Origin of the sequence: Bradyrhizobium uaiense (assembly GCF_010811875.1) — a bacterium.
GTDB classification, from domain to species: domain Bacteria; phylum Pseudomonadota; class Alphaproteobacteria; order Rhizobiales; family Xanthobacteraceae; genus Bradyrhizobium; species Bradyrhizobium uaiense.
In genome coordinates this window covers 1-20618 of record NZ_VKHP01000175.1, presented here as the reverse complement: position 1 = coordinate 20618, position 20618 = coordinate 1, and the positions used below count along the sequence as shown (strand labels likewise).

At 62.6% G+C, this 20618-nt stretch carries 21 protein-coding genes and 1 pseudogene; 8 read left to right on the top strand and 14 right to left on the bottom strand.

From position 1 onward, the window contains the following. A pseudogene (locus tag FNJ47_RS32150) lies at window positions 1–723 on the top strand (DUF882 domain-containing protein); the annotation flags it as partial. A gap of 246 nt (window positions 724–969) precedes the next feature. Here FNJ47_RS32150 and FNJ47_RS32145 read toward each other — a convergent pair. After that, a complete protein-coding gene (locus FNJ47_RS32145) occupies window positions 970–2733 on the bottom strand; it encodes an adenylate/guanylate cyclase domain-containing protein (RefSeq protein WP_163159954.1) in 1764 nt (587 codons plus the stop codon). Between the two features lie 159 nt (window positions 2734–2892). On the opposite strand from FNJ47_RS32145, the gene FNJ47_RS32140 reads away from it, so the two are divergent. After that, entirely contained in the window at window positions 2893–3174 is a 282-nt protein-coding gene (locus FNJ47_RS32140) for a substrate-binding domain-containing protein (protein ID WP_163159953.1), read from the top strand. Window positions 3175–3528: 354 nt separating this feature from the next. Here the strand turns inward: FNJ47_RS32140 and FNJ47_RS32135 are convergent, their stop codons facing one another. The 13 genes from FNJ47_RS32135 to FNJ47_RS32075 all read right to left on the bottom strand — a co-directional run bounded on the left by FNJ47_RS32135 (window position 3529) and on the right by FNJ47_RS32075 (window position 15342). Next, window positions 3529–4896 carry an NRAMP family divalent metal transporter gene (locus tag FNJ47_RS32135; RefSeq protein ID WP_236000209.1) on the bottom strand — a complete coding sequence of 456 codons (1368 nt, stop codon included), beginning with the start codon at window positions 4894–4896 and terminating at the stop codon, window positions 3529–3531. A gap of 571 nt (window positions 4897–5467) precedes the next feature. Continuing rightward, window positions 5468–5635, bottom strand: a complete 168-nt coding sequence (gene ccoS, locus FNJ47_RS32130; protein WP_163159952.1) for a cbb3-type cytochrome oxidase assembly protein CcoS — start codon at window positions 5633–5635, stop codon at window positions 5468–5470. Further along, window positions 5635–7821, bottom strand: a complete 2187-nt coding sequence (locus FNJ47_RS32125) for a heavy metal translocating P-type ATPase (RefSeq protein ID WP_163159951.1) — start codon at window positions 7819–7821, stop codon at window positions 5635–5637. The genes ccoS and FNJ47_RS32125 overlap by 1 nt, the downstream gene beginning before the upstream one ends. Window positions 7822–7832: 11 nt before the next feature. Beyond that, a complete protein-coding gene (locus FNJ47_RS32120) occupies window positions 7833–8333 on the bottom strand; it encodes a FixH family protein (protein WP_163159950.1) in 501 nt (166 codons plus the stop codon). A gap of 15 nt (window positions 8334–8348) precedes the next feature. Continuing rightward, window positions 8349–9806: a cytochrome c oxidase accessory protein CcoG gene (gene ccoG / locus FNJ47_RS32115; protein ID WP_163159949.1), complete on the bottom strand. Its 1458-nt coding sequence runs from the start codon at window positions 9804–9806 to the stop codon at window positions 8349–8351. 95 nt (window positions 9807–9901) lie between these two features. Continuing rightward, on the bottom strand, window positions 9902–10774 hold the full coding sequence (gene ccoP / locus FNJ47_RS32110; RefSeq protein ID WP_163159948.1) for a cytochrome-c oxidase, cbb3-type subunit III: 873 nt from the start codon (window positions 10772–10774) through the stop codon (window positions 9902–9904). A 6-nt stretch (window positions 10775–10780) separates the two neighbouring features. Continuing rightward, the gene (locus FNJ47_RS32105) at window positions 10781–10945 is read right to left on the bottom strand and encodes a cbb3-type cytochrome c oxidase subunit 3 (RefSeq protein WP_097673061.1); all 165 of its coding nucleotides are present in this window, start codon (window positions 10943–10945) and stop codon (window positions 10781–10783) included. A gap of 10 nt (window positions 10946–10955) precedes the next feature. Further along, complete coding sequence (gene ccoO, locus FNJ47_RS32100; RefSeq protein WP_163159947.1) at window positions 10956–11690, bottom strand: cytochrome-c oxidase, cbb3-type subunit II; 735 nt, start codon at window positions 11688–11690, stop codon at window positions 10956–10958. Between the two features lie 8 nt (window positions 11691–11698). Beyond that, window positions 11699–13321, bottom strand: coding sequence for a cytochrome-c oxidase, cbb3-type subunit I (gene ccoN, locus FNJ47_RS32095; protein ID WP_163159956.1), 1623 nt, complete (start codon window positions 13319–13321; stop codon window positions 11699–11701). A gap of 38 nt (window positions 13322–13359) precedes the next feature. Further along, on the bottom strand, window positions 13360–13857 hold the full coding sequence (locus FNJ47_RS32090; RefSeq protein WP_163159946.1) for a hypothetical protein: 498 nt from the start codon (window positions 13855–13857) through the stop codon (window positions 13360–13362). A gap of 109 nt (window positions 13858–13966) precedes the next feature. Continuing rightward, the gene (locus FNJ47_RS51660; protein ID WP_236000208.1) at window positions 13967–14341 is read right to left on the bottom strand and encodes a hypothetical protein; all 375 of its coding nucleotides are present in this window, start codon (window positions 14339–14341) and stop codon (window positions 13967–13969) included. 45 nt (window positions 14342–14386) lie between these two features. Continuing rightward, window positions 14387–14596 carry a hypothetical protein gene (locus tag FNJ47_RS32080; protein ID WP_163159939.1) on the bottom strand — a complete coding sequence of 70 codons (210 nt, stop codon included), beginning with the start codon at window positions 14594–14596 and terminating at the stop codon, window positions 14387–14389. Further along, window positions 14593–15342, bottom strand: coding sequence for a CBS domain-containing protein (locus FNJ47_RS32075; protein ID WP_163159945.1), 750 nt, complete (start codon window positions 15340–15342; stop codon window positions 14593–14595). Before FNJ47_RS32075 ends, FNJ47_RS32080 begins: the two co-directional genes overlap by 4 nt. 145 nt (window positions 15343–15487) lie before the next feature. Between FNJ47_RS32075 and FNJ47_RS32070 the strand changes: the two genes are divergently transcribed. From FNJ47_RS32070 to FNJ47_RS32045, 6 genes are all read left to right on the top strand, one after another. After that, window positions 15488–15634, top strand: coding sequence for a hypothetical protein (locus FNJ47_RS32070; protein ID WP_163159938.1), 147 nt, complete (start codon window positions 15488–15490; stop codon window positions 15632–15634). A 402-nt stretch (window positions 15635–16036) separates the two neighbouring features. Then, window positions 16037–16405, top strand: a complete 369-nt coding sequence (locus FNJ47_RS32065) for a hypothetical protein (RefSeq protein WP_163159944.1) — start codon at window positions 16037–16039, stop codon at window positions 16403–16405. Window positions 16406–16751: 346 nt separating this feature from the next. After that, the gene (locus FNJ47_RS32060) at window positions 16752–18182 is read left to right on the top strand and encodes a PAS domain S-box protein (RefSeq protein ID WP_163159943.1); all 1431 of its coding nucleotides are present in this window, start codon (window positions 16752–16754) and stop codon (window positions 18180–18182) included. Beyond that, window positions 18179–18787 (top strand): response regulator FixJ, encoded by a 609-nt coding sequence (gene fixJ / locus FNJ47_RS32055; RefSeq protein WP_163159942.1) that lies wholly within the window; start codon window positions 18179–18181, stop codon window positions 18785–18787. The genes FNJ47_RS32060 and fixJ overlap by 4 nt, the downstream gene beginning before the upstream one ends. A 349-nt stretch (window positions 18788–19136) precedes the next feature. After that, entirely contained in the window at window positions 19137–19397 is a 261-nt protein-coding gene (locus FNJ47_RS32050; RefSeq protein ID WP_163159941.1) for a hypothetical protein, read from the top strand. 170 nt (window positions 19398–19567) lie between these two features. Beyond that, window positions 19568–20618: phosphoketolase family protein (locus FNJ47_RS32045; RefSeq protein WP_163159940.1), on the top strand; the 1051-nt coding region annotated here is incomplete at its 3' end.

Sequence of the window (20618 nt, the reverse complement as noted above, 5' to 3'; positions counted from 1 at the left end):
TGGCGGAGCGTCGTCCCGTCCACGACCAGCGAACCGCCGCTTGAAACAGATATATCGTGCCCCGGAAGGCCGCTGGAGGATACGGTGCAGGTGGTGCAGACGGCCGAGAACGCCGAGCCGCAATCGCCCGCCGACATCATCAACGCCCGTGGCTTCTGGGGTGACGAGGGAGCCGCACCGAAGCAGGCATCGGCCGCCCAGATCGCCGCGCTGAAGGCGCGCGAAGCGGTCGGTGGTGCCGATCCGCAGACCACCGCCAGCACGACGGACGGCTTCAACAAGGCGCTGGCCTATGCGCCGGCGGCGTCGTCGCCGGTCGACCGCGCCAACATCGTCGCGGCGACCGCGCCGATCCCGCGCAATGTGCGCCCGGTGCGCAATGCGGCGGCGCCGGCCACCGAAATCAATACCGTCGTCGCAAAGGGTGCACCGGGTGAGGGCGTGATCACCACGTCGACGCGGATCTCGGCCGCCAAGGGCAACGACATCTGGATGCGCGTCGTGATGCTGGCGCCGAGCGCGAGCAGCGGCATGCTGACCACGGTGCTCGGCGACACCGACATGAACATGATGCGGCAGCATTTCGTGAAGCCGCAGGCCGCCGTCGCCATGACCTTCTCGGAAGATCCGATGATGGGCATGACCTGCGATCACTTCTCGGGCTCGGCGACCGCCCTCCTGACCACCCAGTCCTTCGTGCTGCGCACCGCCTCGCTGCGCTGACGTTTCCCCGGAAGCCCTCCAAGGCCTGATGAGATCAGGTTCAGCTGCAATAGCGTCGAAGGTTCACCCCTCCCTTGGGAGAGGTCGATTTGCGCAGCAAATCGGGTGAGGGGTTACGGTCCATCGAGAGTGCAAGAGCCCTCACCCGGATTGCTTTGCAATCCGACCTCTCCCCAACGGGGAGAGGTGAAGCAAGACCACGCCAAGCCGATTCGACCGAAACTCATCCCGCTTTAATCCAGCCGGTCAGGCCGGCAGCCCTGCCTTGAGCAGGCCGGCCTCGTAGCGCGCCCGGTCGGGCGCGCGCTTGTAGTGCTGGGTTGCCAGATGGGTGGCGACCGAGAAGGTCGGCTCGCGCTTCAGCACCTCGGCGGCGTGCGCGGAGGCTGCGACTGCGTTGCCCATCTGCGCCAGCGTCGCCGCGAGGAAGGCGTGATGGGTGTGGTCGGGCCGGGTGATCCGCGAGAACGCCTCGGCCGCGTCGGCGTATTTCTCGGCGCAATAGCAGGCGCGGCCGAGATGGCTCCAGAACCGCTCCGGATGGAACGGATTGAGGCGCATCGCCCGCTTGATCCAGTCGATGCCCTCCTCCGGCCGCCCGAGCCAGGTCAGGAGCTCGCCCTGCTGCACGACGACAAGGTCGTAATTCGGGTTGAGCGCGAGCGCGCGCTCCTGGTGGAAGGCCGCCTTGTCGTGGTCGTCGCGGTTGAGGTTCAGCGCGGCGAGGATCCGGTGCACGTCGCTGTCGTTGTCGTCGAGCATGAGCGCAATCTCGAGCTCGGCGGCGACCTGCGCGAAGGTCGCGTCGCGATCGTCGCACCAGTTGTAGACCCAGGTCTGGCCAAGCACGCAGGCCCGCCAGGCGTGCGCATGGGCATAGTTCGGATCAAGCACGATGGCCCGCTCGAGCAGACGCTGCGCTTCCGCATTGTCGTCCCGTGCCGAGCGATGATGCAGCACCTTCGCGGCGAGCACACACTCGTAGGCCGCCATGTTGTCGGTCGGCTTGCGCTTGACGCGGTCATGCGCGGCCGCCTCGACCCGTCCCGGGAGCGTCGCCACGATCGCGCGCGTCATCTCGTCCTGGATGGCGAAGATATCGGCAAGCTCGCGGTCGTAGCGCTCGGCCCAGACGTGCCGGTCGGCCAAGGCATCGATCAGCTGCACCGTGACGCGGATCCGCTCGCCGGCCTTCCGCACGCTGCCCTCAAGCACATAGTCGACGGCGAATTCCTTCGCGACGTCCTGCACCTTCACGGCCTTGCCCTTGTACACGAAGGTCGAGTTGCGCGAGATCACCAGCAGATCGTGGAAGCGCGACAGCTCGGTGATGATGTCCTCGGTGAGGCCGTCGGCGAAGAATTCCTGCTCGGGATCGCCGCTCATGTTGACGAGCGGCAGCACGGCGATCGAGGGCTTCTTGGCGACGACTTGTGTCGCTGCCGCACCCACCCGCTCGAGAGCACTCCCGGAATCCGTTTCGAGATGGACGCGGAAAACCCTGATCGGACGCGCAATGTTCTTGACGGTCTGATCGCCGAGGTCCTCGAAGCTGAGGTCTTCCAGGCGATCGCCGACCTGATCGCGGACCGCGCCGGAAATGCAGATGCCGCCGGGCTCGGCCAGCGTCTCCAGGCGGGAGGCGACATTGACGCCGTCGCCGAAGATGTCGGCCCCGTCGACGATCACATCGCCGAGATTGATGCCGATGCGGAACTGCATCCACCGCGCCGGCGCGACATCGGTGTTGCGTTTGGCCATCCGGCGCTGGACTTCCGCCGCGCACAGCACCGCATCGACCACGCTGTGAAACTCGACCAGCATGCCGTCGCCGGTGGTCTTGATGATGCGGCCGCGATTCTTGGATATCGCCGGATCGATCAGTTCGATGCGATGGGTCTTGAGACGCGCAAGGGTACCCGTCTCGTCAGCCTCCATGAGGCGGCTATAGCCGACCATGTCGGCGGCGAGGACCGCTGCGAGCCTGCGCTCTGGTCCTGGCACGTCCATCTGAACGATCTGCCCGGTTACCTCAGGGGCAGTCTAGCAAATCCCGGGATTTCACCCAAGCCTCGACAGAGGCCCTGGCGGGTGCCTTGTGCGGGTGGGGGAGCCTTGAAATGCAGGCTGGCGAAGGCCAGCCTCAGATGGATCGTCCGAGAGCCAAAAATGACCGCAACAGTGACAGGCATCTCGTCCATGGCGCCCCGTCAAATCCTGACGGAGCTGAGCCGTGCCTACCAGGCGACGACCGGACAGCTGGCCAGCATCGAGTCAGTCGGCGGCGTCGATGCCGCCAAACGCGTTCGCGCCGGCGAGCCGTTCGATATCGTCGTGCTCGCGGACGAAGCCATGAAGCAGCTCGAGGCGGACGGCTTGCTCAAGCCGGGGAGCTGCGCTGGTTTTGCGAAGTCGGCCGCTTCAGGAAGCAATCTTCGCGGCTTCAGATAACCCACGCGCGCACGTCCATCGTGATCGAAAAAATTGAACATCCCGAGAGCCGCGAAAAGCTGCTGGCTCAATCCGCCAGGATCGGCAACTTGATCGACCTCGCCTGGTGCAGACTGGGCGACATCTAAGCGCAGCGAGTACGTCACGTCGACCGTCGCGGCTGTCGAGGAACAATGCACCGTGACTGGCGAGATGTCCTCGTGCATGCAACGCGCGGCCGCGGAGGCGACTGCAATCACGAGTCATTGAGCGGCCCGACCTGCCCTCGGGAGCGCCGATGACACAGCCCGGCAGGCGACTTCCTGCCGGGCTGTGCCGTGACATCGGTGCCACAATCGCAACGGATGGCTCCGATCAACGAAGCACGAACATCAGGATCGCGGCCAACCCCATCACGACGGTTGCGATCCATCCGAGCAGCACCGTCGACCGACTTGAGACATGCGGTCCCATAACCGAACGCCTGGACGCCAGCAGGATGATCACAGCCATCAACGGCACGGCGACGACGCCATTGATCACGGCACTCCAGAACAGCGCCTTCATCGGGCTGACCGGCGAATACTGGATGAACAATCCGGCGATGATGCTGAACGCGATCACGCTGTAGAACGCCCGCGCGTCTCGCACCTCCTTCTCGAGGCCTTCATTCCAACCCAGGGCCTCCGACAGCGCATAGGCCGAGGATCCAGCCAGGACCGGCACGCCGATCAGGCCAACACCGACGATGCCCACCGCGAACAGATTGAAGGCAAAATCCCCCGCCAGCGGCCGCAACGCGCTGGCCGCCTGTGCCGCGGTTTCGATGTTGGTGATTCCTGCCACATGCAGCGTGACCGCAGTCGCCAGGATGATGAAATAAGCGGTGATGTCAGAATAGAACATACCACTCCAGGTATCCCACTGGATGCGACGCAACTCTTTCGTGGCGGCGCAGGGATCAGACGCGAGCCCCGCTTTGCCTTGCGCCTGCATATCCTCTACCTCCTCGGAAGCCTGCCAGAAAAACAGGTACGGACTGATGGTCGTCCCGAAGACGCCAACGACGACAGCCGCACTATCCGCCGTGAATTGCAGCCGCGGCCATACGGTATCTCGCAGGACCTGCCCCCAGGGAACGTGAACGGTAAACAGGACGGCCGCATAGGCGAGAAGTGAAAGGGTTAGCCATTTCAGGAAGAAGACGTAGCGGTGATACGGAACGAAGACCTGAAGCAGGAGTGTCGATACGACGAAGACAACAGCCATCGCATGCGGATTGAGCCCGGTAACGAGCTGGCCGGCCTCTCCCATGGCCGCGACGTCGGCCCCGATGTTGATCGTGTTTGCAATCAACAGGAGGAGAACCGCGCCCTTGAGAACGATCGGCGGGAATTCGGCCTTGATGTTTGCGGCGAGGCCCCGGCCCGTGACCCGGCCGATCCGCCCGCACATGGATTGAATCGCGGCCATGAGCGGAAAAGCCAAGGGCATCGTCCACAGCATACCTGTGCCGAACTGGGCACCCGCTTGGGAATAGGTGGCGATGCCGCTGGGATCGTCGTCGGCGACGCCGGTGATCAGCCCGGGCCCCAGCCGAGCCAGCGGATGGTCCCTGAGGCGCCCGCGACCGGCCGCCAAGACGTCCGAGAGGCGTGCGACGATGCCACGCCTTGTGGGCACCATCGCCTTGTTTCCATCGGTGACCTCTAGCCTGTCGGCGCGTCGTCGCACACGCTGCATGCCCACTCCCAGCTTCCGCTGCTTCCATAGCCTACCCCGCCGGTAAGGGAGTTGAGCGGCGTCAAATGTTGCCCTGCGATCAATCTGCTCTTCCGTTTTGCGCCAAATCAACGCGCGGACGACCAATCATGCCATCGTTGACGCTGTTCTTCGGAGGATATCCAAGACATGCGGCGGCTTTTCAGCTCAGTCATACGCTGGTTCATTGTTTTGGGGTGGCGAGACATCGCGTCGGCCCCGTTCGACTGCGCGATCGAGCTCGCCGTTATCGATGACAAGCAACGCCCGTTGGGCTTCCCCTGCATCCGGCGCACGGACGGATGGTTCAATTTGGGTACCATGCAAGCCGTCAGGGCGTCGCCGACACACTGGCGCTACTGGCAGCCAGACGTGCTGCCGATGAGCTGTTGCTGAGCATGGCACGGCTCGCCTCCATCAGCAGACTTGTTTCCGTCCTGATCCTGCGGTCGCGCGCCCCGCGATCCGGCAGGCGCACCGACTGGACACTGATGCTGGCCCTCGCCGGTACGGCGCTGACCATAGCCTCAGCAGCCTCACTGGCATATTTTCACTATCTGGATTGGCCTTGATCGCTTGCCGGCTCGTCATCAGCGATGGCACGCCAAGCCGCACCGTCGAGGTCATCATACTGTCCGCTCTTCAGCGACCACAGGAAGCCGAGCAGACCGACAAAGCCGAGCGCGAGGGCAAGCGGCACCAGAATGACCAGAACCTCCATCAGATCGTCTCCCTCGCTCGCGCCCTCAATGCATTGAGCATCACGATCACCGATGAACCCGACATCGCCGCCGCGGCGATCAGGGGCGTGACCAGGCCGGCGATTGCAATCGGCACCGCCAACACGTTGTACACAATGGCAAGCCAAAGATTTTGCCGCATCAGCCGCAGCGCCTTGCGAGATACCTTCACTGCCGCCAGCACCGGCGCGAGACGTTCGCCGAGGAAGACCGCATCGGCGACCGCCTGGCTCATGTGCGTGGCCGTAACGGGCGACATCGAGGCGTGCGCCGCAGCCAAAGCCGGCGCATCGTTCAAGCCGTCGCCGACCATCAGCACTTTGCAGCCTTGACGCACCAGTTCCTCGATACGGTCGATCTTGTCGACCGGGGACACCTCGGCACGCCATTCATGCACGCCGAGCGTCTCGGACGCGAGCCGCACTGCAGGCTCGCGATCCCCGGACACGATCTCGACGGCAACACCCATGCGCACCAAGCCCGCCACCACCTCGGCCGCGTCCGGCCGCAGCCGTTGCCGAACCGCGAAGGCGTATCGGCTCTCGCCATGGCTGAATGCGACGACCGAAGCTTCCGGATCGCGGCACAGAATCTCGTTGGCGAGGTCATCGGCGCCGCAGAATGACGGGCGCCCCAGACGTATCGGACGGCCGTCGTGAAGACCATGGACACCCTGGCCCGGTTCCTCCTGAATGTCCGGTAGTGGTGATGCAGCTCCGGCATAGCGTGCGACAGCGGCAGCGACCGGATGCCGGCTCGACAGTGCCAGGCGGCCCGCGAGCCTCACGACATCGTCCGGGATATCCGCTAGATTGGCGACATCGAGTTCAGGCAGGGTCAAAGTACCCGTCTTGTCGAAGATCACCCGGTCGATTTCGGCGATGCGCTCGATCGCATCGCCGGAATTAAGCAGCACGCCCGAGCCAAACAACGCGCCGGACGCAACGGTCTGCACGGCTGGAATGGCCAGCCCAAGCGCACAAGGACAGGTGATGATCAGGACCGCAATCGCTGTCACGATCGAGTCGTGAAAACTCGCGCCCCAGGCCAGCCAACCCAGCATCGTGAGCAATGCGGTCGCATGCACCACCGGTGCATAGAGCCTCGATGCCCGCTCGGCGAGCCGCAAATAGCGCGAACGCGCCTGCAGCGCGTGATCGAGCAGCCGGGATATCTCGTCAAGCAACGTACCGCCCGAGGCCGCGGACGCGCGGACCCGCAACGTGCCGGAACGGACCAGCGTGCCTGCGAACACGGCGCTGCCGGGTGTGACCATTGCCGGCAAGGTTTCGCCCGTGATCAGACTTTGATCGACCTCCGAGCGCCCCTCGATCACATTGCCGTCGACCGCGCAGCGCTCGCCGGGCCGCAGCAGCACGATGTCGCCGGGCCGGATAGCGGCCGCCGGGACTGTCTTGATCTCGGTTGGGCTGACGAACTTCGTCGCAGTCTCCGCCTTGAGGGCAGCCAGATTTCCGGCAAAGGCACGGGTACGCCGCCGCATGTTCTGGTCGAGATAACGGCCAGCGAGCAGGAACGCGATCAGCATGACCGCGGCATCGAAATAGGCATGCTCGGCGTGATTGATGGTCTCGATCACCGAGGTCGCTAGCGCAAGCACGATGCCGATGCTGATCGGCACGTCCATGTTGACGCCGCGCGCCCGCAGCGCTGAGAGGGCCGACGAGAAGAACGGCTGCGCGGAATAGGCCGCCGCCGGCAGCACGATCAGCGCCGACAGCCAATGAAAGAAATCGCGCTGCTCCGGCAGCATGTCCGAGACATTTCCGGACCAAACCGGGATCGACAACATCATCACGTTCATGGCGGCAAACGCCGCGACACCCAGCCGGCGCAACAGGCCCTGCGCCCGCCGCGCTTCCAGCGTTTCGGCATCGTCACGTTCAAACGGGTATGCCTTGTAGCCGAGCTCGGCGAGACGGCTCACAAACAGCGCCGGATCGAGGGCGCCTGCTTTCCACTCCAGCGCCAGGCGACTATCGGTCAGGTTGACGCGGGCAGAGGTAACGTCTGGAATGGTCGAGAGATTGCGCTCGATCTTGGCCATGCAGCCTGCGCAGTTGATACCTTCGACCGCGAGATCGAGATGGACGAACCCGGCTCCCGTGCTCTTCAAATAATGCGAGAAATCGATATCCGCGTGCATGCGGCGCGCCTTCAGTTCAGGACAATGCGGTTCTTCGACAGGAACATGCGGCGACCGTCGGCATCGCCCTCGATCACAAGGTCCCACTGCCCCGCCGCAACGCCGTCCGCGTGACCGCGGTAGCTTCCTAAGCCGGCCTCACTGACCTCGATCGCCCGATCGGCTCGGCGATCGATCGGTCGCTCGAGCCGAGCGAGGAAATTCATCCCCGTCAGTGGCGTGCCGGCACGGTCGCGCGCCTCGAGTGCGATCGCGGCGGTGCCGTCGGGTCGCCGATCAATATGCGCCTGGACCTGCCAGTCCCGCTCGTTCTGCTGCCGCGCTGCCACGATCTCACGCTGGTAGGCGAGACTTGCGCTGTAGGCGCTATCGACCTCGGTTCCTGGCAGCGTCGTGATGGCGAGGCGCATCATCACCATGTTCACGCTGATGACGATGGCAAAGAACGCGACCGTCGTGATCAGGACGAAGCGTCCGGTGATGGGTCGCGCCGCTTGACTTGAAGCTGCCATGATAGAAATCCGCCGCTATGGAAGAACGAAGTGGTCGGTTGCCGAGGCGACTTCGCCGAGCCCGATGTCAGTGATGCGGAATGTGACCGGCACCGATTTTTCGGCCTTTTCATCGAACGGGGCTGTCACCAGCACACGCAATTCGGTGGTGGCATCCCGGCCGAGGACGATCATCGGCCGGTCTGGCGTCACGGAGTCCGCGCCGATGACGTGAAGCTTGGCCTCGGCTGGCCCATCGATATCGATCGCGATCACACGATCGAAGCCGCGCTTGTTGAGGAATCGCAGCGTGTATCCGTTGCGGGTCGCCCCGTCGCTGAGCCGCACCGCGATCGGGTTGCGATCATGCAGCACATTGACGTCGAGCAGGGTCCGCGACATCAATGCATAGAGCATCACTGCGCAGACGACGGTGATCAGGCCGGCATAGACGACCGTACGGGCGCGAACAGACTTGAAAACCTCTTCCTTGCCGGCGATACGGCGCTGGACATTGATGTCGTTGTCGTATCCGATCAGGCCGGTCCTGCGGCTGACCTTGGTCATGACTGCATCGCAGGCATCGATGCATAGACCGCACTGGATGCAGCCAAGCTGCGCGCCGTCGCGGATGTCAATCCCGGTCGGGCACACCGCAACGCATTGGTTGCAATCGATGCAATCGCCGGCCTTCTCGCCGAGCGCGCGGATGTCGAACGCCTTCTTCACCGAGCAACGCGGCTCGCCGCGATCGTATTTGTAGGTGACGTTGAGCGCCCATTCATCGGTCAGCGCGGCCTGGATCCGCGGCCACGGGCACATGTAGACGCAGACCTGCTCGCGCATGTAGCCGGCCAGCAGATAGGTCGACGCGGTCAGGATCGCGATCCAGACATAGGCGATCGCCGGCGCCTGAAAGGTCGCCAGATCGCGCACCAGGGTCGGCGCATCAGCGAAATAGAGCACCCAGGCGCCGCCGGTCCACCAGGCGATCATCAGCCAGATCGCATGCTTCAGCACGCGGCGACCGGCGCGCTTTGCGGTCATCGGGCCTGCATCGGCCTTGATCTGGGCGCGGCGATCGCCTTCGACCAGACGCTCGACCGCATAGAACAGATCGGTCCAGACCGTCTGCGGGCAGAGATAGCCGCACCAGATCCGACCACCCAGCGCGTTCATCAGGAACAGAGCGAGCGCTGCGAGCACTAAGAGGCCGGTGAAGTAGTAGATCTCCTGCGGCCACAGCTCGATGAAGAAGAAGTAGAAGCGCCGGTTGGGAAAATCGATCAGCACCGCCTGGTCGGGCGCGCCGAGCCCGCGATTCCAGCGCACGAACGGCAGCAAATAGTAGACGCCGAGGCAGACAGCCATCAGCCGCCATTTGATCGAGCGGAAGCGGCCGGAGACGCTCTGCGGGTATACCTTCTTGCGAGGCGCGTAGAGCGGCCCGTCTTCGTCGGTTATGAGTTCGTCAGGCGACACGGGCTTGTTCATGGGTTGCTCGAGGAGGCTGTCGCTGAAACCTACATCCCTCCACCAAGTCCGGGTTTGACGTCGGTCAATGATCCCGGACGCCCTTGTGGCGGCAGCTATTTGCCGCCGCCCAACGAGTGCACATAGACCGCCAGCGCCTTGACGGTGACCGGATCCAGACGGCCGACCCAGGCCGGCATCACGCCGGCACGGCCGTTGGTGATGGTCTCGACCAGGGTCTCCTCGTCGGAGCCATAGAGCCAGATCTGGTCGGTCAGGTTCGGCGCGCCGAGCTCCGGGTTGCCCTTGCCGTTGTCGCCGTGGCAGCTCGTGCAGTTCTCGGTGAAGAGCTTTTTTCCTGCCGCGGCGTCGAACTTAGGCGCGGTGGAAAGGCCGGACAGCGAGCGCACATAGTTGGCGACGGTCACGATCTCGTCCTTCTTCAGAACGCCATCGCGACCGAACGCCAGCATCTGCCCTTCGTGGGTCTTGGCGTGCCCCGACCGCGCGCCGAACTGGATCGTCTGCATGATCTGGTCCAGCGAGCCGCCCCACAGCCAGTCGTCGTCGTTCAGGTTGGGAAAGCCCTTGGCGCCGGCGCCGCCGCTGCCGTGACAGGGCGCGCAATTATCGGCAAACACAGTCTTGCCGCGCGCGCGAGCCAGCGCCAGCAAGGCGGGATCCTTCTCGATGTCGGCAAGCGAGGCGTTGCCGAGCACCGCCATCTTCTCGCCGCGCAGCTTCTCCAGATCGGCGAGGTCGGTCGAGACGCTCGCGCGAGTGGAATACTGGAACAGGCCGGTGGTGTAGCCCGAGACGAGCGGCCAGGCCGGATAGACGACCCAATAGCCGATCGCCCAGACGATCGTGGCGTAGAATGTCAGGACCCACCACCGCGGCAGCGGCGTGTTCAGCTCCTTGATGCCGTCCCACTCATGACCGGTCGTGCTGCGGCCGGAAACGTGGTCGATCTCGTTGTGGTCGCTCATGATCGGTCAGTCCTCCCGCAACGGCATCCGGGCTGCCGCATCGAAGAGAGATTTGTTGCGGGGCCAAAGCGCGTAGGCGACGATGGCGATGAAGATTCCAACGAAGATGGGCGTCCAGAGCGTGCCGACCAGGCTCGACGCAAAATTCTCGACTTGAATGATCGCTTTCATGCTCGTGCCCTCAGCGCAGGTTGGCTTTTTCGTTGTAGAGCTTGAAGTCGACCAGCGTGCCGAGCATCTGCAGATAGGCGATCAGCGCGTCGAGCTCAGTCGGATTGCCGGGCTTGCCGTCGAAGTTGCGGACCAAGGCCTTCGGATAGCGCTTCTGGAACGCATCGGAGCCGGCACCGTCGGGATCGGTCTGCGCCTTCAGATCGGCGGCCGCGTTGGCGATCTGCTCGTCGATATAGGGCACGCCGACCGCGCGATTGGTCCGCAGATGGGCCGCGACGTCGGACGGGTCGAGCTCCGCCTTCGCCAGCGCCGGATACCCGGGCATTACCGATTGCGGGACGATCGACCGCGGATTGATCAGGTGCGTGACGTGCCAATCGTCGGAATATTTGCCGCCGACGCGCGCCAGATCCGGCCCGGTACGCTTGGAGCCCCACTGGAACGGATGGTCGTACATGCTCTCCGCGGCGAGCGAATAGTGCCCATAGCGTTCGACCTCGTCGCGCAGCGGCCGGATCATCTGCGAGTGGCAGAGATAGCAGCCCTCGCGGACATAGATGTTGCGGCCGGCAAGCTCGAGCGGCGTGTAGGGCCGCACGCCGTCGACCGCCTCGATCGTGCTCTTCAGGTAGAACAGCGGCGTGATCTCGACCAGCCCGCCGATGGCAATGACGACGAGAATGCCGGCGATCAGGATGATCGAGTTCTTCTCAAAGATCTTGTGTCGATTCCAGAAGGACATTGCGTGACCTATTCGGCGGGCTGGAGGGCAGCAGTACCCTCGGTTTCGCTGGCTCGGCCGGCGTTGACCGTCATCCAGAGATTGAAGGCCATGATCAGGGCGCCGGCCAGGAACAGCGCGCCGCCGGCTGCGCGGATGATGTAGAAGGGATGCATCGCTTCGACCGACTCGATGAAGGAATATTCGAGGAAGCCGAGCGAGGTGTAGGCACGCCACATCAGGCCCTGCAGGATTCCCGAAACCCACATCGCCGAGATGTAGAGCACGATGCCGATGGTCGAGATCCAGAAGTGCCAGTTCACGAGCTTCAGGCTGTAAAGCTGGCGGTTCCACAGCCAGGGGATCAGGCAATAGAGCGCGCCGAAGGAGACGAATCCGACCCAGCCCAGCGCACCGGAATGCACGTGGCCGATGGTCCAGTCAGTGTAGTGGCTGAGCGAATTGACCACTTTGATCGACATCATCGGCCCCTCGAAGGTCGACATGCCGTAGAAGGCCACCGACACCACCATCATGCGGAGCACGGGATCGGTACGCAGCTTGTCCCAAGCTCCCGACAGCGTCATCAGACCGTTGATCATGCCGCCCCAGGACGGCATCCAGAGCATGATCGAGAAGGTCATGCCGAGCGTCTGCGCCCAATCCGGCAGCGCCGTGTAGTGCAGATGATGCGGGCCGGCCCAGATGTAGAGGAAGATCAGCGCCCAGAAATGGATGATCGACAGCCGGTAGGAATAGATTGGACGTTCCGCCCGCTTCGGAATGAAGTAGTACATGATCGCCAGGAAGCCGGCGGTCAGGAAGAAGCCGACCGCGTTATGGCCGTACCACCACTGGAACATTGCATCCTGCACGCCACCCCAGGCGATGTAGGATTTCGAGCCGAGGAAGGAGACCGGCAGCGCGGGGTTGTTGCCGAGATGGAGCACCGCGATCGTGATGATGAACGCCAGATAGAACCAATTGGCGACGAAGATATGCGGCTCCTTGCGCTTCACCAGCGTCATCAAGAACACGAGCAGATACGTCACCCAGACGATCGTCAGCCAGAGGTCCGCGTACCACTCCGGTTCGGCGTATTCCTTCGATTGGGTGACACCCAGCAGATAGCCGGTGCCGGCAATCAGGATGAAGAAGTTGTAGCCCACGACGACGAACCAGGGTGCGAGGTCGCCGGCAAGCCGCGTGCGGCAGGTCTTCTGCACGACGTAGAACGAACTCGCGATCAGGACATTGCCGCCGAACGCGAAAATCACGGCCGACGTATGTAGCGGTCGCAGCCGGCCGAATGTCGTCCAGGGTAGATCGAAGTTCAGCGCCGGCCACGCCAGCTGCATCGCGATGATCAGACCCACGGTGAAGCCGGCGATACCCCAGAACATCGCCATGGCGGAAGCAAACTTGATCGGTCCGAGGTAGTAATTGGGGCGTCCATTGATCTCCGCCGGAGGCAATTCGGCCGGACGGTCAAGGTAGCGATTGCCGATCACGACCACGGAGATCAGGCTGGCGGCGCAAGCAAGCGCCGCGTGGAAACTGAACGCGGCATCGTGCCCCATCGCCATACCGAGAAAGGAGACGAAGGCAAAAACCGCGAGTCCCGACGCCAAACCGGCTTCGCCCATCGTCATCGACTTGGAAATCGACTTGGAAACTGAAGATGGACTTGTCATATGGAGGCCTTCTTTGGATGGGCTGACGGCATGGAAACCACAATCTCGCTGGCGGCCCGTTGACCGGCATCAATTCCTGCGCCATGGCGCTTGGCGCCGGCACCGCGGCTCAGCGCCGTCAGGGTCATTTCGTTCGGACAATATTTAGCCGGACTGGCTCGTCTCTCTCGCGCGAGATCCGCGGCACAGCGCGGCTTCTCATGGCATAGACCGCACACGCGCTGTAGATCACGCAACACGTCGCAATGTGACGAAGCGAGCTGCTGCTCGGACAGACCTGCATGCTCAAGACGCTTGCGCAGCAATTCCGGCGAACCCCGCTCGCGGGCGAGCATCCGGAGATCGGACGTGGAGAGATTGAGCTCGTGAGCGATCTCATCGACCTCTCTATCGGTCATCAAATCGAACTCACGGCAGCGGGATAGAAACCCACGCAAGCGACCAAGAAGATTTTCAAATTGTGGCGAGCTGTTGCCGTCTGATCGATCGGACATTATCGATTCCCCTCATTTGCTCACTCTTACCGGCTAGTCGCGATCGCAGATTTGATCTTCGTCAAGATTGGCATCGCAGCAATCGAACGTGGCGGCCGCTCAAGCGTCGTCAGCCTCCCCAGGCGGATGGCAAAGCCGGCGGCGTTCGAAGCTCCATGGAGTCGGCGAAGATCGTCCAGTCGCGGACGCCTTTCTGTCGGCAGAAGTCGGCCTCGGCCAGCTGCGCGGCCGAGGAAAGCGAGACAGCATCGACCTTGAACGCTGCCTGGCAGGCGCGATGTTCGTGGCCGGTATCGTCGCAAACGGTTTTGATGAAACGAACGTCGAATGATGGCATGGCAACCTCGCACGGGCTGGTCAGTTGTTGTTCATGCTGCCATGAGTGCGAGGCACCGGTATTGATCTGTCGCAAGAATGCGGTGCGGCGCAGATGTCGTATCGATATTGAAAGCGATTCATGAGCGGCCTCGACCACGAGGCTCATGGCGTCACACCTGGCAAGATCCGCAAGTACGACCGGACGGCGCCACTATCTGCGGTTGGATTCCCAGTCCTCGGACGACGGCCGGATTGCTGGTATTGACGTCGTTTTGCCGTTGACGGTCCATTCCGCGGCCACGATCGCGAACCCCACGATCACACAGATCACAAGCAGCGTCGTGGCAAATCCGACGACATCTGCGCTGACCACCGCAACCACAATCAACGGGATCAGCAGGATCGCGGGGCGAGCGATCATCCTGCCGTCTCCTTCTCTGCCTTGACGGCGCCGGCTCGTTCGTCTTCCGCCGATTGGATATAGAAGCCGGAATAGGTGTCGACATAGCAAAGATGATCGTGCACCTCCTTTACGCCGGCGGCATTTTCCGCGGCGACAATCGCCGCCTGCCTCGCCCGCTCATCCATGATCACCCCGCGGAGGTGCACCACGCCGTTGCGCACCGAGACTTGCAGGCCGAGCGGACACCAGTTTGCACCGTCGAGTGCCCGCACGATGCGATCGTGGATGTGATTGTCGTCTGCCGTGGGATCCGGAATCTGGTGCGCGATAGATGCTACTGCCCGCAGCAGGTCCGCACGCGTCACGAGGCCAACGAGGCGACCGTCGCGCATCACTGGCAGCCGTTTGACGCCCTTCTTCTCCATGAGATCGACTAGATCAGGCAGAGGCGTTTCTTCCGTCACGGTGACGGGATCGGACGACATGATCTCTCCGACCTTCCGCCCGCGCTCGTGGACGAAGTCTGCGGCCGCATAGCCGGAACCGAGAAGCAACCGAAGCCAGCGGCCGCGCCGGCGTTGCGTACCGATCTCACTTCGCCGCAAGAAATCGCTCTCTGACAGGATGCCGACCAGTCTTCCGGCCGCATCGACTACGGGCAGTCCGCTGATATGGTGATCCATCATCAGCTTCGCGGCATCGACTATGGATGTCTCGGTTTCAACAGTGACGAGATGTCTCGCCATGATCTGATGTGCGCGCATTGTCGCTCTCCTTTCAAGGCTCGCAGCAAGCTCACACAAGATCGACCCATCCGTCTTGATCTCTCTCAATGCCTGCGCTTGACGGGAATCAAGGCGTCACGGCCGATGATCGAAGATGTTGCCAGCCAGTCAGGAGAATAAAACCATGTTGCAGAACCTGCTCGCCTCCATCGGAGCGTTCGCGATCGCCGTAGTGGCCTTTGTCCGGATGATCTTGCAGGCAAAGCGGCCTTCGCTAAGCCAACCTGCCAAATCAAGCTCTGTTCGGCTCCATCGCCGCCGGCCGTTTTAGCCTGCCGGCGTCGGCTCGACGGTTCACCCGAATTTTGACGTGCGTCAATGCGGCACGACGCGTGCCGCCGGATGATGTTCTTCCGTCAGGATTTTGCAAATGGCAGACATAAGGGCTTGGCGCCCCATTATCTTCTCGTGTCCCACCACCGGCGATCGAGTCCAAGGCCTGCTTCCCGGTGACCCGCCCGAACCTTCGGCTGACGATCTGCATTCGATCTCCTGCGCCGCCTGCGGCGGCGTTCACTTCATCAACCTGCGAACCGGCGCAGCCGTCGATCCCAAGCGCAGCTAGGTTGACCGCCAGGGCCGTGCGATCCGGAAGCCATCGAATTGACACGCATCAACACGCAAGTGCCGCACGTATGGGAAGCAAGGCCTTCCTCAACGAAGGAGGTCGAAAATGACAGACCACAGCGAAACCCGCCCCGTCTCCGACGCCATCCAGAGCTACGCGAAGCGCGCGATGGCCGTCCAGTCGGAATTCTCGGAGAAGCTGATCGAGGCAAACCGGCACTGGTTCGAGCAGATCCAGGTCGAATCGAACGAGGCTTGGGAACTCTTCCGTAGGTTCAATTCCACCGCCTCGGTCGCCGAGAAGATCACGGCGCTGCAGGACTGGGCCAAGGGCGTGACCGCGCGGAGCGCGAACGACGCGACCTACGCGATCGAGACCGCGCGTTCGCTGGGTACGATCGAGCTGAACCTGTTTGCACGAAAGACCGATGGTATCGACGAAGTTACTCACGAGGTTACTCAGAAGGCTGCGTGACGTGCCAGGACGAGACGCCCCAGAGCGCCCGGAGGCCGGCGTCAGCGCGACATGGGAGAGGGTCGCGACGGCCCCCTTCGATCGAGACCTCGAACTCGCCGTGATCGAGGGCAACGCCATTCACCAGCTCGTCTTCCCCTGCCGCCGCATACTGGGCGGTTGGGTGAAGGCGGGGACCGTCGAACGCATCCTTGTGCAGCCGACGCATTGGCGCGCTTGGGGCAAGTAGGCGGATTCCGGGTCAACATGCTGGTTCCCAAGACGAGTTCATGCCGAGCGACTGGTGGCTTCAGGTGCCTGAACGTTGTACTGTCGAAGGGGATTTGAGGGCTTTGCCCGGGGGAATATGTCCGACCGTCTCTGGTATCGCTATGGCACTGCCGCGGCAGCGGCCGCACTCGTATTTGCGGTGCGCGCGGGGCTAGATAATTATTTCGAAGACCGGACTTTCACAATCATCTACGTGCCCGCCGTGTTGTTTGCCGCTTTCGCCGGCGGCCAGGGGCCGGCGATCGTCACCACTCTGCTCTGCCTCCTCATCAGCGCGAGATTCCTTGGCAAAAGCCTGATCACTGAACCTGCGAATCTGATCGATATCGCATGTTTTGCCGTCCTCGGACCGGTCCTTGGCTTCATGGGCGACCGGCTGTTGAGGGAAGGCGATCAGGCGCAAAATCGCCAGGCCCATCTGCAATCGATCCTCGACACCGTCCCTGACGCCATGATCGTCATCGACGACCACGGCAACATTCAGTCCTTCAGCGCGGCCGCCGAACGCCTGTTTGGCTGGAAAGCGGACCAAGTCATCGGAAAGAACGTTTCGAGCCTGATGCCTCAGCCGTATCGCGGCGAGCACGATCGGTATCTCGAACGTTACCTCACCACCGGAGAACGGCGAATCATCGGCATTGGCCGCATCGTCGTTGGAGAACGGAGCGACGGTTCGACCTTTCCGATGGAGCTCGCGGTCGGTGAGGCCAAGGTACGCGGAGAACGCTTCTTTACCGGTTTTATCCGCGATCTCACCGAACGTCGTGCGCAGGAGCGGAGGCTCCAGGAACTGCAATCCGAGCTGGTGCATGTATCGCGGTTGACCGCAATGGGTGAAATGGCATCCTCCATCGCCCATGAGATCAACCAGCCGCTCTCAGCCATTACCAACTACATGCGCGGCGCGAAGGCGCTGCTGGCGTCGGAGATGCCGGACACGACGCGAATCCGTGACGCGCTCGACCGGGCCGCGCAGCAAGCACTGCGGGCCGGCGATATCATCAAGCGCCTGCGCGAATTCGTCGCCAAGGGCGAAACACAACACTCCCTGGAAAGCCCGGCTACCTTGCTTGAAGAGGCTGTCGCGCTGGCGCTACTCGGCGCCAAGGAGCAGGGAGTCCGGATAACGATCCGCAGCGACCGTGACATGCCCTCGATCATCGTCGACAAGATCCAGATTCAGCAGGTCGTCCTCAACCTGGTTCGCAATGCGATCGAGGCGATGGCCTCCAGTCCGCGGCGCGAGTTGACCGTCGGCGTCACGAAGACTAACGGTGTTGCGACGTTCAGCATTGCCGACACCGGTCCGGGGATCAGCCCTGACATTGCCGACCGCCTGTTTCAGCCCTTTGTCACGACCAAGGAGCATGGCATGGGCGTCGGCCTCTCGATCTGCCGCACAATCATTGAATCCCATGGTGGGCGCATCAACGTGACGCCGAACATTGGTGGCGGCACGATTTTTCAGTTCATCCTCCCGTTCGCGGAGGACGGAGAAGAAACATGACTACGCGGCGCACAATTCTCGTGATCGACGATGATCCCGCCGTACGGGATTCCCTGGCCTTCCTTCTCGACGTCAACGGCTTCGCGGTGACGACCTATGAGACGGCAACCGCATTTCTTGATCATTTCGCCCGCAATGCGGCCGACTGCATCGTATCCGATATCCGCATGCCGGGCATGAGCGGTCTCGATCTGGTCCGCAAACTCAAGGCGGATGCGGTAGCATGTCCTGTCATCCTGATGACTGGCCATGGTGATGTTGCACTCGCGGTCGAGGCGATGAAGGCCGGGGCGGTCGACTTCATCGAAAAGCCGTTCGAGGACGAGGCGCTTTTGCGCGCAATCGGCGAAGCCTTGAAGACCCAGTCGTCAGCACCGGCCGACGGTACGGTCAGGCGGGAAGCCGAAGCCCGCCTGGTGGATCTCTCGCCACGCGAACGCGACGTGCTCCGGGGACTGGTAGCAGGCAAGATCAACAAGGTCATCGCCCACGACCTCGGCATCAGCCCGCGGACGGTTGAAGTCTATCGCGCCAACCTGATGGCCAAGACTAGCGTACGCAGCATGTCGGAACTGATGCGGATCGCGATCGCTGCCGGGCTCTAGCGCGCCGCTGCCTTAGCTTCAATGAAATCCCCCATCGGAATTCTGCAGCGGGCTGCATTGTTTCACGTGGCTGAACGATGACAACTGCGACCAATTCGGCCTATCGAAAATCCGATGAAGGCATCAGCGCCAGTGATCATCACTGATCATTAGCGGCGTGAGTTGGCTCTAATCATCGACCGACGCTGCGGATGCGATTGTGCGACCGCAAGCCGCTCGAGCAGCGGGTCGTTCTACCTCTACGCAGATGATGTAGATCAAAACATCTGTCGCCGCGCCCTGCTTTGATGCGCAGCAAAGCCGAAGCCAAGACAGCATCGTCCGGCCGATGAGTTTGAGGGAAACGTCGATGGCTGAGATCACACATTTCATTGCCCTGTCTTACGACCGGACCGATGGCGAGCTCGTTCCCGGCCGGCAGTCCAAATGCGCCAGCCCAGCCGCGGCCATAGAGCACGCCAAGCATTTATGGAAGACGTTCGGCCACGCTGGCGCTGCAGCGATCGTCCGCACCGGCCATCCGGAGACGAAAACCACCGTGTTGAGAACATATGGCATGGTGCCAAACGATCTAAAGCAGGAACCGCCACCTGCTCCCCCTTTCCAGTAAAGACCGATCCGCGACTTTTTCGGTGTTGGGGCGCCGACAGGAACACTAACCACCGGAGCCGCATTGCCACGCATCTTTGAGCTGGCTCAAGCCATTCCCGTCATATTCGCCTTCTAACGTGGAACCGACGGGCCAGCATCTGGGTCACCCCCGACTCCTGGGAGAGCGACATGCAATCTGCGACCATTCCAGACCAGCAAGCACGCGCGGCCGATCTAGAGCTGCTCGATCGCTATTGGCGAGCCGCCAATTATCTGTCTGTTGGACAGATCTATCTGCTTGCGAATCCGCTTCTGAGAGAACCGCTGAAGCCCGAGCACATCAAACCGCGGCTGCTCGGACATTGGGGCACTACGCCGGGGCTCAACTTCATCTATGCTCACCTCAATCGCGCAATTCGCGCCTCCGACCTCAACGTCATCTATGTTTGCGGTCCCGGCCACGGCGGTCCCGGCATGGTCGCGAACACCTACCTCGAGGGCACTTACACGGAAATTTATCCGGAAGTGACGCGCGACGCCGATGGCTTGCGAAAGCTGTTCCGCCAGTTCTCCTTCCCCGGCGGCATTCCAAGCCACGCCGCGCCGGAAACGCCCGGCTCGATCCACGAAGGCGGCGAGCTGGGCTATGCGCTGGTGCACGCATATGGCGCAGTGCTCGACAACCCCGATTTGATCGCCGTTTGCGTGGTCGGCGACGGCGAGGCCGAGACCGGCCCGCTCGCGGCGTCCTGGCATTCCAACAAGTTCTTGAACCCGGTGCATGACGGCGCAGTGCTGCCAATCCTGCACCTCAACGGTTACAAGATTGCCAATCCCACCGTGCTGGGGCGAATGGATGAAGAGGAAATCGGTAGCCTCTTCACCGGCTACGGCTACGAGCCGATGTTCGTCGAAGGCAACGATCCGCATGCCATGCATCGGTTGATGGCCGGCACGCTCGACACCGCGCTCGGCAGCATCGGCGCGATCCAGCAAGCCGCGCGCCAGCAGACCGGTGGCCTCAAGCGGCCGCGATGGCCGATGATCGTGCTGCGCAGCCCGAAGGGCTGGACGGGACCGAAGGAGGTCGACGGGCTGAAGGTCGAAGGCTTCTGGCGTGCACATCAGGTGCCGATCGCCAACCCGCGCGGCAACCCCGAGCACCTGAGGCTGCTCGAGCATTGGATGCGGAGCTACGAGCCGGAAAAGTTGTTCGATTCAAGTGGGCGGCTCGCACCTG

Bases quoted from the DNA above. Each gene is read 5' to 3' on its own strand.
- FNJ47_RS32145 (WP_163159954.1), bottom strand. From the start codon at position 2,733: ATGGACGTGCCAGGACCAGAGCGCAGGCTCGCAGCGGTCCTCGCCGCC.
- FNJ47_RS32140 (WP_163159953.1), top strand. From the start codon at position 2,893: ATGACCGCAACAGTGACAGGCATCTCGTCCATGGCGCCCCGTCAAATC.
- FNJ47_RS32135 (WP_236000209.1), bottom strand. From the start codon at position 4,896: ATGCAGCGTGTGCGACGACGCGCCGACAGGCTAGAGGTCACCGATGGA.
- ccoS (WP_163159952.1), bottom strand. From the start codon at position 5,635: ATGGAGGTTCTGGTCATTCTGGTGCCGCTTGCCCTCGCGCTCGGCTTT.
- FNJ47_RS32125 (WP_163159951.1), bottom strand. From the start codon at position 7,821: ATGCACGCGGATATCGATTTCTCGCATTATTTGAAGAGCACGGGAGCC.
- FNJ47_RS32120 (WP_163159950.1), bottom strand. From the start codon at position 8,333: ATGGCAGCTTCAAGTCAAGCGGCGCGACCCATCACCGGACGCTTCGTC.
- ccoG (WP_163159949.1), bottom strand. From the start codon at position 9,806: ATGAACAAGCCCGTGTCGCCTGACGAACTCATAACCGACGAAGACGGG.
- ccoP (WP_163159948.1), bottom strand. From the start codon at position 10,774: ATGAGCGACCACAACGAGATCGACCACGTTTCCGGCCGCAGCACGACC.
- FNJ47_RS32105 (WP_097673061.1), bottom strand. From the start codon at position 10,945: ATGAAAGCGATCATTCAAGTCGAGAATTTTGCGTCGAGCCTGGTCGGC.
- ccoO (WP_163159947.1), bottom strand. From the start codon at position 11,690: ATGTCCTTCTGGAATCGACACAAGATCTTTGAGAAGAACTCGATCATC.
- ccoN (WP_163159956.1), bottom strand. From the start codon at position 13,321: ATGACGATGGGCGAAGCCGGTTTGGCGTCGGGACTCGCGGTTTTTGCC.
- FNJ47_RS32090 (WP_163159946.1), bottom strand. From the start codon at position 13,857: ATGTCCGATCGATCAGACGGCAACAGCTCGCCACAATTTGAAAATCTT.
- FNJ47_RS51660 (WP_236000208.1), bottom strand. From the start codon at position 14,341: ATGAGCCTCGTGGTCGAGGCCGCTCATGAATCGCTTTCAATATCGATA.
- FNJ47_RS32080 (WP_163159939.1), bottom strand. From the start codon at position 14,596: ATGATCGCTCGCCCCGCGATCCTGCTGATCCCGTTGATTGTGGTTGCG.
- FNJ47_RS32075 (WP_163159945.1), bottom strand. From the start codon at position 15,342: ATGCGCGCACATCAGATCATGGCGAGACATCTCGTCACTGTTGAAACC.
- FNJ47_RS32070 (WP_163159938.1), top strand. From the start codon at position 15,488: ATGTTGCAGAACCTGCTCGCCTCCATCGGAGCGTTCGCGATCGCCGTA.
- FNJ47_RS32065 (WP_163159944.1), top strand. From the start codon at position 16,037: ATGACAGACCACAGCGAAACCCGCCCCGTCTCCGACGCCATCCAGAGC.
- FNJ47_RS32060 (WP_163159943.1), top strand. From the start codon at position 16,752: ATGTCCGACCGTCTCTGGTATCGCTATGGCACTGCCGCGGCAGCGGCC.
- fixJ (WP_163159942.1), top strand. From the start codon at position 18,179: ATGACTACGCGGCGCACAATTCTCGTGATCGACGATGATCCCGCCGTA.
- FNJ47_RS32050 (WP_163159941.1), top strand. From the start codon at position 19,137: ATGGCTGAGATCACACATTTCATTGCCCTGTCTTACGACCGGACCGAT.